We start from the raw sequence: 11,331 nt of genomic DNA on the forward strand, positions 1-11,331 counted from the left end.
CAATTATAATGGGAAAACTGACAAAAAATCAAAAATTGGCAGCTGAAAAAATTGAAGCAGGGAAAACATACTCTCTTAAAGAAGCTGCAGCTCTAGTAAAAGAAATTACTTTTACAAAGTTTGATGCTTCTGTAGATATTGATGTGCGTTTAGGTGTTGATCCACGTAAAGCGAACCAAATGGTAAGAGGTGTTGTATCTTTGCCTCATGGTACAGGTAAGCAAGTTCGTGTCTTAGTACTATGTACTCCAGACCAAGAAGAAGCTGCTAAAGAAGCTGGTGCTGACTATGTAGGTCTTGACGAATATATCGATAAGATAAAAGGCGGATGGACTGACGTTGACGTAATCATAACTATGCCATCAATAATGGGTAAAATTGGTGCTCTAGGTAGAGTTCTAGGACCAAGAGGCTTGATGCCTAACCCAAAGAGTGGAACTGTGACAATGGATGTTGCTAAAGCTGTAAAAGAAGTAAAACAAGGTAAAATCGACTTTAGAGTTGATAAATCTGGTATTGTACATACTTCTATTGGTAAAATATCATTTACACCTCAGCAGATTTATGAAAATGCTAAGGAATTCATTTCAACATTGATTAAAATGAAACCAACAGCAGCTAAAGGAACTTATCTTAAGAGTATTTATCTTTCTAGCACTATGAGTAAGGGTGTTAAAATAGACCCTAAATCCATTAGCGAAATCTTTAAAATAGAAGAATAATGAGAAAGGAAGATAAAGGAATTATTATAGAACAATTAGCTTCTGCAATTAAAGAATACGAGCACTTTTATATAGTTGACACTGCAGCAATGAATTCAACTGCTACTAGTGAACTAAGAAGAGCTTGTTTTAAAGCTGAAGTTAAATTGATCGTAGCTAAGAATTCACTTTTAGTAAAAGCTTTTGAAAGTATTGAAGGAGTAGATTACTCTCCAGTATTTACTTCGCTTAAAGGTACTACTGCAATTATGTTATCAAATGTTGCTAGTGCTCCTGCTAAGCTAATTAAAGATAAAGCTAAAAATGGTATTCCTGGCTTAAAGGCTGCTTATGCAGAAGAAAGCTTCTACATCGGTGCTGAAAACCTTGAAGCTCTTATAAGCATCAAGAGTAAGGATGAGGTTATTGCTGATATTGTTGCATTGCTACAATCTCCAGCGAAAAATGTTATCTCAGCTCTTAAATCTGGTGGAGACACCCTTCACGGAGTTCTAAAAACTCTAGGTGAAAGATAAAAACTGAATCAATAAAAAGTAAATAAACAATTAAAAAAATACAAAAATGGCAGATTTGAAAGCTTTTGCAGAAGAACTAGTTAACTTATCAGTGAAAGAAGTTAATGAACTTGCAACAATCCTAAAGGAAGAATACGGAATCGAACCTGCAGCTGCAGCTGTTGCTGTTGCTGGACCAGCTGCTGCTGGTGAAGCTGTTGAAGAAAAAACATCTTTCGACGTAGTAGTAAAGAGCGCTGGCTCAGCTAAATTGAAAGTTGTAAAAGCAGTTAAAGAAGCATGTGGTTTAGGTCTAAAAGAAGCAAAAGACCTAGTTGACAATGCTCCTAGCACAGTTAAAGAAGGTTTAGCTAAAGACGAAGCAGAATCATTGAAAAAAGCATTAGAAGAAGCTGGAGCTGAAGTTGAACTTAAATAAGATTTTCCTGTTTATCAGGTAACTGCGGTTAAGAACCCTATTTTTAGGGTTCTTAACCTTTTTGTGTATATATTTAACATTAAGTTCTTCAAATTCAATAATCGATGTCTTCAAATACTGTAAATAATAGAATTAATTTTGCCTCAATTAAGAAACCTCTTAAGTATCCAGATTTCTTAGATGTGCAACTAAAGTCATTCCATGACTTCTTACAGCTAGATACAGCTCCAGAAAAGAGAAAGAATGAGGGCTTGTACAAAGTTTTCGCTGAAAACTTTCCAATTACAGATACAAGAAACAACTTCGTTCTTGAGTTCTTAGACTACTACATTGATCCACCTCGTTATTCTATTGATGAGTGTATCGAGCGCGGTTTGACTTATAGTGTACCTTTAAAGGCTAAACTAAAGTTGTACTGTACTGATCCAGAGCATGAGGATTTTGATACAGTGATTCAAGACGTATTCCTTGGTCCAATTCCATATATGACTGACAAGGCAACTTTCGTTATAAATGGAGCTGAAAGGGTTATCGTCTCTCAACTTCATAGATCTCCAGGAGTATTCTTTGGTCAGAGCGTTCACGCTAATGGTACAAAGTTATACTCTGCTCGTATTATTCCATTTAAGGGATCATGGATTGAGTTTGCTACTGATATCAATAATGTGATGTTCGCATATATTGATAGAAAAAAGAAATTACCCGTAACTACATTGTTACGAGCTATCGGTTTCGAAACCGATAAAGACATTTTAGAAATCTTTAATCTTGCAGAAGAAGTTAAAGTAAATAAGACCAATCTTAAAAAGACTATTGGTCGAAAACTTGCTGCACGTGTTTTAAAATCATGGATTGAAGACTTTGTAGATGAAGATACCGGAGAAGTTGTTTCTATCGAACGTAACGAAGTTATTATTGATAGAGAAACTATTATTGAACAAGAACATGTTGATTTAATTTTAGAGTCTGGTGTTGCAACTATTCTTCTGCATAAAGAAGATGCTCATCAATCTGACTACTCTATTATATATAATACACTTCAAAAAGATCCTAGTAATTCTGAAAAAGAAGCTGTTTTATATATTTACCGTCAATTGCGTAATGCTGACCCTGCAGATGAAGCTAGTGCAAGAGAGGTAATCAATAACTTGTTCTTCTCTGAAAAACGTTATGATTTAGGAACTGTTGGTCGATATAGAATCAATAAAAAATTGAATTTATCGACTGATATGGACGTGAAGGTATTAACAAAAGAGGATATTATTGAAATCATTAAATATCTAATTGAGTTGATTAACTCAAAAACGATTGTTGATGATATTGATCACTTGAGTAATCGTCGTGTAAGAACTGTGGGAGAACAATTATCTAATCAGTTCTCTATTGGTCTTGCTCGTATGGCACGTACAATTCGTGAAAGGATGAATGTTCGTGACAACGAAGTGTTCACTCCTGTGGATTTGATTAATGCTAAGACAATATCTTCAGTTATCAATTCTTTCTTTGGAACTAATGCTTTATCTCAATTTATGGATCAAACAAATCCATTATCTGAGATTACTCACAAACGCCGTATGTCTGCTTTAGGACCAGGTGGTTTGTCGCGTGAGCGTGCAGGTTTCGAGGTTCGTGACGTTCACTACACTCACTATGGCCGATTATGTCCGATTGAAACTCCAGAGGGGCCTAATATTGGACTAATATCATCTTTATGTGTTTATGCGAAAATCAACGATTTAGGTTTCATAGAAACTCCTTATCGTAAAGTAGCAAAAGGTGTAGTTGATGTTACAGACAATGGAGTTGTATTCCTAACAGCTGAGGAAGAAGAAAATAAAATTATTGCACAAGGAAATGCACCTCTTAATGATGATGGTGTTTTTGTTAATGATAGAGTTAAAGCTCGTCTTGAAGCTGACTACCCTGTAGTTGAGCCTAATGAAGTTGATTTAATGGACGTTGCTCCTCAGCAGATAGCATCTATCGCTGCATCTTTAATCCCATTCTTAGAGAATGATGATGCTAACCGTGCATTGATGGGATCTAACATGATGCGTCAAGCTGTTCCTCTTATAAAGAGTGAAGCTCCTATAGTGGGTACAGGTATCGAAAGACAATTAGTTACTGATTCTAGAACGCAGATTGCTGCGGAAGGAGATGGTATTGTTGAATTCGTAGATGCAACAGAAATTCATATTCTCTATGATCGTACTGAAGAGGAGGAATTTGTAAGCTTTGAGCCTGCACTTAAAAAATATAACTTACCTAAGTTCTTAAAGACTAACCAAAGTATGACCATTGACCTTCGTCCTATTTGTGAAGTAGGAAAGAGAGTCGTTAAAGGTGAAGTTTTAACAGAAGGCTATTCAACAGAGGATGGAGAGCTAGCTTTAGGTAAAAACCTTGTTGTAGCTTATATGCCTTGGAAGGGATATAACTATGAAGATGCGATTGTGTTGAGTGAACGTATCGTAAGAGAGGATGTTTTAACATCAGTTCATGTTGAAGAATATACTCTTGAAGTTCGTGAAACCAAACGTGGAATGGAAGAATTGACTTCGGATATACCAAATGTTTCAGAAGAGGCTACAAAAGACTTAGATGAAAATGGTATAGTTCGCGTTGGTGCTCGCATTAAACCAGGAGATATAATGATTGGTAAGATTACACCTAAAGGTGAATCAGATCCTTCTCCTGAAGAAAAACTTTTACGTGCTATTTTTGGTGATAAAGCAGGTGATGTAAAAGATGCTTCATTGAAAGCTTCTCCATCGCTAAGCGGTGTTGTTATTGATAAGAAGTTATTCTCACGAGTAATGAAGAGTCGTAGCTCTAAGAAAGCTGACAAGGCTATTGTTGCTAAAATAGATGAAGAGTTCCAAGAACAATTTGATGAAATTAGAAGTATTCTTGTAAAGAAGTTGATTTCTTTAACTGATAATCAGATATCAGCTGGGGTGAAAGATTTCTTGGGTGTTGAGATTATTTCTAAGGGAGCGCATTTTACAGCTGCTGATTTTGCAAGTCTTGATTTCGAAGGTGTAGAATTAAGTAACTGGACAGAAGATGAGCATGCTAATAAGCTGATTAGAGATCTTATTCTTAACTACTTAAAGAAGTATAAAGAACTTGATGCAGAGCTTAAACGTCGCAAGTTTGCTATTACTATAGGTGATGAATTACCTGCTGGTATCATTCAAATGGCGAAAGTTAGCATTGCAAAAAAACGTAAAATAGGTGTTGGAGATAAAATGGCAGGTCGTCATGGTAACAAAGGTATTGTGTCTCGAATCGTTCGTGATGAAGATATGCCTTTCTTATCTGATGGTACTCCTGTTGATATCGTTCTTAACCCTCTTGGTGTGCCTTCCCGTATGAACCTTGGACAGATTTTCGAAGCTGTATTAGGTTCTGCAGGTAAGAAATTAGGAATGAAGTTTGCTACTCCTATTTTCGATGGTGCAACTTTAGAAGATATTAGTGAATGGACTGATAAAGCTGGTTTGCCTCGTTATGGTAAAACATACCTATATGATGGTGGAACAGGTGAGCGTTTTGACCAACCTGCAACAGTAGGTGTTACTTACATGCTTAAGTTAGGTCACATGGTTGAAGATAAAATGCACGCGCGTTCTATTGGACCATACTCACTTATTACTCAACAGCCACTTGGTGGTAAAGCTCAATTTGGTGGTCAACGTTTTGGAGAGATGGAGGTTTGGGCTCTTGAAGCCTTTGGTGCTGCTCATATCCTACAAGAGATTCTTACAATCAAATCTGATGATGTGATTGGTAGATCTAAAGCTTATGAAGCTATTGTTAAGGGTGATCAAATGCCAGAACCAGGTATCCCAGAATCTCTAAACGTATTACTACACGAATTAAGAGGTTTAGGTTTAAGTATACATCTTGAGTAATTAATAAGCATTCGAAAGGAGGTTTTTAAACCTCCCTTCATTATCTAGTTCAAAAACTTTCAATATTATTATCATATGGCTTTTAGAAAAGAGAATAAAGTAAAGAATAATTTCTCGAAAATCTCAATTGGATTGGCTTCTCCAGAAGAGATCCTTGAAAATTCGAGTGGTGAAGTTTTAAAGCCTGAAACCATCAATTATCGTACTTATAAACCCGAAAGAGATGGTTTATTCTGTGAACGAATTTTTGGTCCTATAAAGGACTATGAATGTCATTGTGGTAAATATAAACGTATTCGCTATAAGGGTATCGTTTGTGATCGCTGTGGTGTTGAAGTAACAGAGAAGAAGGTTCGTCGTGAACGTATGGGACACATTCACTTAGTTGTGCCTGTAGCTCATATCTGGTATTTCCGTTCATTGCCAAATAAAATAGGTTATCTATTAGGATTACCTACTAAGAAGCTTGACTCTATCATATATTATGAGCGTTACGTTGTTATCCAAGCTGGAATTAAAGCAAGTGACGAACTTAAGGAATATGACTTAATTACCGAGGATGAGTATTTAGATATATTAGAGACTCTTCCAAAGGATAATCAATATCTTGATGACTCAGACCCTAATAAGTTTATAGCTAAGATGGGTGCTGAAGCTGTGTATGAGTTATTAGCTCGTTTAGATTTGGATGCATTATCTTATGAATTAAGAGATAAAGCTTCTAATGATACATCTCAGCAAAGAAAAAATGAGGCATTAAAGCGTCTTCAAGTAGTTGAATCTTTCCGTGCATCTCGTGGTAGAAATAAACCAGAATGGATGATTATGCGAGTGGTACCTGTAATACCACCAGAATTACGTCCTCTTGTTCCACTAGATGGTGGTCGTTTTGCTACTTCAGACTTGAATGATTTATATCGTCGTGTTATCATACGTAATAATCGTCTAAAGCGTTTAATTGAAATTAAGGCTCCAGAAGTTATTTTGCGTAATGAGAAACGTATGCTTCAAGAGTCTGTTGACTCTCTATTTGATAACTCTCGTAAGTCAAGTGCTGTTAAGACAGATGCTAATCGTCCTTTAAAATCTCTTTCAGATAGTTTGAAAGGTAAGCAAGGTCGTTTCCGTCAGAACTTACTAGGTAAGCGTGTAGACTATTCTGCACGTTCAGTTATTGTTGTAGGCCCAGAATTGAGAATGCATGAATGTGGTCTTCCAAAACTAATGGCTGCTGAATTATTTAAGCCATTTATTATTCGTAAACTGATTGAACGTGGTATTGTTAAAACGGTAAAATCAGCGAAGAAGATTGTTGATAGAAGAGAGCCTGTTATCTGGGATATTCTTGAATACGTGATGAAAGGTCATCCAGTTCTATTAAACCGTGCTCCGACACTTCACCGTTTAGGTATACAAGCATTCCAACCAAAGATGATTGAAGGTAAGGCTATTCAGTTGCATCCATTGGCATGTACTGCGTTTAACGCCGACTTTGATGGTGACCAGATGGCTGTTCACTTACCCTTAAGCAACGAAGCAATATTAGAAGCTCAATTATTGATGTTGGCTTCGCATAATATATTAAATCCTGCAAATGGTGCTCCTATTACTGTTCCTTCTCAGGATATGGTCTTAGGTTTATATTACATTACAAAACTTCGTACAGGTACTAAAGGAGAAGGATTAATATTCTACGGTGCAGAAGAAGCAACTATTGCTTATAATGAAGGTCGTGTAGATATTCATGCTCCTATTAAAGTTGTTGTTCCTGACTTAAATGAAGATGGAAATATCGTTCCTACAATGCGTGAGACTTCGGTTGGACGTGTTATTGTAAACGAAATTGTTCCTGAAGAAGTTGGTTATATTAATACTGTTATTTCTAAGAAATCACTTCGTGATATCATTGGTCGAGTAATTAAAACTTGTGGTGTATCTCGTACAGCTGACTTCCTAGATGGTATTAAGAATTTAGGATATAAGATGGCTTTTAAAGGTGGTCTTTCTTTTAACTTGGATGATATTATCATTCCTATCGAAAAAGAAGAACTTATCAAAAAAGGTTATGAAGAAGTAGAGCAAGTTATTAATAACTATAACATGGGTTTCATTACTAATAATGAACGTTATAATCAGGTTATTGATATTTGGACACATGTTAACTCTGAGTTATCAAACATCTTGATGAAAACGATTTCATCTGATGACCAAGGTTTCAATGCAGTATATATGATGCTTGATTCTGGTGCCCGTGGTTCTAGAGAGCAGATTCGTCAGCTATCTGGTATGCGTGGTTTGATGGCTAAACCTCAAAAAGCTGGGGCAGAAGGTGGTCAAATTATTGAAAACCCTATTCTTTCTAACTTTAAAGAAGGTCTTTCTGTTCTTGAGTACTTTATTTCTACTCACGGTGCTCGTAAGGGGCTTGCGGATACTGCACTTAAGACAGCCGATGCTGGTTATCTAACCCGTCGTCTTGTTGATGTATCTCATGATGTGATTATTAATGAAGAAGATTGCGGTACTTTACGTGGTCTTGAATGTACAGCATTGAAGAATAACGATGAGGTTATTGCTACTCTATTTGAAAGAATTCTTGGTCGTGTTTCTGTACATGATGTAATTCATCCAACAACAGGAGAATTAATCGTTGCATCAGGTGATGAAATTACTGAAGAGATAGCTCAGATTATAGAGGATTCTCCAATTGAAATAGTTGAAATTCGCTCAGTATTAACTTGTGAATCTAAAAAAGGTGTTTGTGCTAAATGTTATGGACGTAACTTAGCTACAAACCGTATGGTTCAAAGAGGTGAAGCTGTCGGTGTAGTTGCAGCTCAATCTATTGGTGAGCCTGGTACTCAGCTTACACTTCGTACTTTCCACGCTGGGGGTACTGCCGCTAATATTGCTGCTAACGCAACAATAAAGGCTAAGAATAAATCTCGTCTAGAGTTTGAAGAATTACGTACTGTTGATATTATTACTGAAACAGGAGAAGCAAGTAAAGTTGTTGTTGGACGTCTTGCTGAAGTTCGTTTCGTAGATGTAAATACTGGAATTGTTCTTTCTACTCATAACGTGCCTTATGGTTCTCTATTATTTTCTGGAGATAATGAAGTTGTAGAAAAAGGTGCTTTGATTGCTAAATGGGACCCATTCAATGCTGTTATTATTACTGAATCTGCTGGTAAGATTAAGTTTGAAGACATGGTTGAAGGAGTTACTTATAAGATAGAATCTGATGAAGCTACTGGTCTTCGTGAAGTAATTATCATTGAAACTAAAGATAAGACTAAGATTCCTTCTGCACATATTGTTAATGAGTCAGGAGATATTCTTAGAACGTATAACTTGCCTGTAGGAGGACATATTGTTGTTGAAGACAATGCTAATGTCAAGGCTGGAGAAATTATCGTTAAAATACCTAGAGCTGTTGGTAAGGCAGGGGATATTACAGGGGGTCTTCCCCGTGTCACTGAATTATTTGAAGCACGTAACCCATCTAATCCTGCTGTTGTATCTGAAATTGATGGTCAGATTTCAATGGGTAAGATTAAACGTGGTAATCGTGAGGTTATTGTTACCACTAAAACTGGTGAGGTAAGAAAATATCTTGTACCATTATCCCGTCAAATTCTAGTTCAAGAAAATGACTATGTTCGTGCTGGTACACCTCTTTCAGATGGTGCAACAACTCCTTCAGATATTCTTGCTATTAAAGGACCTACAGCGGTACAAGAGTATATTGTAAATGAAGTACAAGATGTTTACCGTCTTCAGGGTGTGAAGATTAATGATAAGCACTTTGAGATTATTGTACGTCAGATGATGCGTAAGGTTCAGATTGATGAAGCCGGTGATACTCACTTCCTAGAAAAAGAAATTGTTGATAAAATTGATTTCATGGAAGAGAACGATCGTATTTGGGGTAAAAAAGTGGTTATAGACGCAGGTGATTCTGAAACTTTGAAAAAAGGTCAGATTGTTACTGCTCGAAGACTACGTGATGAAAATTCTAAACTAAAACGTCGAGATATGAAGATTGTAGTGGTTCGTGATGCAGTTCCTGCAACGTCTACTCAGATTCTTCAGGGTATTACGCGTGCTGCTCTTCAAACTAAGAGCTTTATGTCTGCTGCTTCCTTCCAGGAAACTACTAAAGTTCTTAACGAAGCTGCAATTAATGGTAAAGTTGATAAATTAGAAGGTATGAAAGAAAATGTGATTTGTGGTCACTTAATACCTGCTGGTTCTGGTCAACGTGAATTCCAAAAAATAATTGTAGGTTCTAAGGAAGAGTATGATAGAATTATGGCTAACAAAAAGACTGTAACAGACTATAAAGAGGTTAAATAACCAAATATATACTGTCTCGTCCTAAATAAACGATACAGTTTATTACACAAATATAAATCATTAATCCAGTTGTAGAGATTCTTCTACAGCTGGATTTTGTTTTTTATACTTTTTTATTTTAATCTCTTGTTGTAGGTGCATTTCTTGTGGGGTTTTCATATTACAGGAGTAATGTGGTCTTTGTGTATTATATATCTCAATAGCTTGTTTGACCAAAATTTTCATTGTTTTTAAATCAACCTTATATTTCTCTAAAAGAAATTCTTGTTTTAATATACCATTGACTCTTTCAGCAATTGCATTAGCATAGGGATCATAACTTTCAGTCATACTGGGTGTTATTTTCATTTGTCTTAGTCTCTTTTGATATTCATTACTACAATACTGTATACCCCTATCGGAGTGATGTATCAACTCTTTTTCTTTATAGATTCTATTTCTATTAGCCATATTTAAAGCCTTTAAACTTCCTGCTGTGGCCAAGCTAGTAGATAGGTTATATCCCATAATTTTCTTTGAATAAGCGTCTGTTATTAAACTTAAATAATAGTTACCCCGACCTCCAATATATGTAATATCAGAGACCCAGACTTGTTCTGGACGATTGATGTCTAGCAGTTCTATAAGATTTTTGTATTTTCTAAAACGATGATGTGAGTTAGTGGTTGTTTTATAATTCTTTTCAGGATTAATGAGCATATGATTAGCTGCAAGTATAGAGAATAACTTATCACGTCCTACTCCAAGTCTATTTAATGGTTCTTGAAGCAGGAAATACAGCTTACGAGTGCCTATACGTGGCATTATCTGGCGCACACCTTGGACTAAATTAATCACTTTTGATGCTCTTAGTCGTTTTTGTTTAAAGGATTTTTTAGATCGATAATAAACCTGTCTATCATACCCGAGAAGTTTACAGGTTGAGCTAATGCTCATTTCTTCTTTTTCACTATAGTGGTCGACAACCCGGGTAAGGAGTTTTTTCTTACAGAGATATTATATTCTTGTTCAGCCATATCAATCATCATGTCAAATATGGCAGCTTTCCGATCTGACTGCTCTGCTCTATGTTCTAAAGTTGCATTCTGCTTCTCTAGGAGCTTAATTTTTTGCTCTAATTCTAATATCGTTTGAGTTTTACTCTTTGTCATATTATTGGGGCATTGATTTTCCCAGTCAAAGTTACCATATTTTTGTAACCAAACACGAATAGTATTATGTCCTTGGATTCCATATTTTAAGCGAGCCTCACTTAAGGAGAGCTCTCCTCGTTCTACTTGACCGACTACTTCCAATTTAAAGGATAAAGTATAATCCTTTTGCGTGCGTTTAACATACTGACTTTTTGATTCTTTCATTCTATTCATCTTTTTGTTGTAACGCTATATTAGGACGAGACA

General features: G+C 36.1%; 7 protein-coding genes. 5 read left to right on the forward strand and 2 right to left on the reverse strand.

Annotation, left to right across the window (positions count from 1 at the left end; translation table 11 throughout):
- Window positions 1-8 precede the first annotated feature (8 nt).
- From rplA to rpoC, 5 genes are all read left to right on the forward strand, one after another.
- Window positions 9-722, forward strand: coding sequence for a 50S ribosomal protein L1 (gene rplA / locus K8V80_RS03180; RefSeq protein WP_006743888.1), 714 nt, complete (start codon window positions 9-11; stop codon window positions 720-722).
- Window positions 722-1,237 carry a 50S ribosomal protein L10 gene (rplJ, locus tag K8V80_RS03185; protein WP_006743889.1) on the forward strand — a complete coding sequence of 172 codons (516 nt, stop codon included), beginning with the start codon at window positions 722-724 and terminating at the stop codon, window positions 1,235-1,237. The genes rplA and rplJ overlap by 1 nt, the downstream gene beginning before the upstream one ends.
- Window positions 1,238-1,283: 46 nt before the next feature.
- Window positions 1,284-1,655 carry a 50S ribosomal protein L7/L12 gene (gene rplL / locus K8V80_RS03190; RefSeq protein WP_006743890.1) on the forward strand — a complete coding sequence of 124 codons (372 nt, stop codon included), beginning with the start codon at window positions 1,284-1,286 and terminating at the stop codon, window positions 1,653-1,655.
- A gap of 104 nt (window positions 1,656-1,759) precedes the next feature.
- Window positions 1,760-5,572 carry a DNA-directed RNA polymerase subunit beta gene (gene rpoB / locus K8V80_RS03195; RefSeq protein WP_276775406.1) on the forward strand — a complete coding sequence of 1,271 codons (3,813 nt, stop codon included), beginning with the start codon at window positions 1,760-1,762 and terminating at the stop codon, window positions 5,570-5,572.
- Window positions 5,573-5,647: 75 nt separating this feature from the next.
- Entirely contained in the window at window positions 5,648-9,931 is a 4,284-nt protein-coding gene (gene rpoC / locus K8V80_RS03200) for a DNA-directed RNA polymerase subunit beta' (RefSeq protein ID WP_006743892.1), read from the forward strand.
- A 60-nt stretch (window positions 9,932-9,991) separates the two neighbouring features.
- Here rpoC and K8V80_RS03205 read toward each other — a convergent pair whose 3' ends face one another.
- Together K8V80_RS03205 and K8V80_RS03210 are read right to left on the reverse strand one after the other, a co-directional pair.
- Window positions 9,992-10,867 (reverse strand): IS3 family transposase, encoded by an 876-nt coding sequence (locus K8V80_RS03205; protein ID WP_276775408.1) that lies wholly within the window; start codon window positions 10,865-10,867, stop codon window positions 9,992-9,994.
- Window positions 10,864-11,289 carry a hypothetical protein gene (locus tag K8V80_RS03210; protein WP_276775410.1) on the reverse strand — a complete coding sequence of 142 codons (426 nt, stop codon included), beginning with the start codon at window positions 11,287-11,289 and terminating at the stop codon, window positions 10,864-10,866. The genes K8V80_RS03205 and K8V80_RS03210 overlap by 4 nt, the downstream gene beginning before the upstream one ends.
- Window positions 11,290-11,331 lie beyond the last annotated feature (42 nt).

This window comes from Bacteroides coprosuis (assembly GCF_020741705.1).
Classification (GTDB): domain Bacteria; phylum Bacteroidota; class Bacteroidia; order Bacteroidales; family Bacteroidaceae; genus Bacteroides_E; species Bacteroides_E coprosuis.

Excerpts from the sequence above, each read along its gene's own strand:
- rplL (WP_006743890.1), top strand. The coding sequence starts at position 1,284 with ATGGCAGATTTGAAAGCTTTTGCAGAAGAACTAGTTAACTTATCAGTG.
- K8V80_RS03210 (WP_276775410.1), bottom strand. The coding sequence starts at position 11,289 with ATGAAAGAATCAAAAAGTCAGTATGTTAAACGCACGCAAAAGGATTAT.
- rplJ (WP_006743889.1), top strand. The coding sequence starts at position 722 with ATGAGAAAGGAAGATAAAGGAATTATTATAGAACAATTAGCTTCTGCA.
- K8V80_RS03205 (WP_276775408.1), bottom strand. The coding sequence starts at position 10,867 with ATGAGCATTAGCTCAACCTGTAAACTTCTCGGGTATGATAGACAGGTT.
- rplA (WP_006743888.1), top strand. The coding sequence starts at position 9 with ATGGGAAAACTGACAAAAAATCAAAAATTGGCAGCTGAAAAAATTGAA.
- rpoC (WP_006743892.1), top strand. The coding sequence starts at position 5,648 with ATGGCTTTTAGAAAAGAGAATAAAGTAAAGAATAATTTCTCGAAAATC.
- rpoB (WP_276775406.1), top strand. The coding sequence starts at position 1,760 with ATGTCTTCAAATACTGTAAATAATAGAATTAATTTTGCCTCAATTAAG.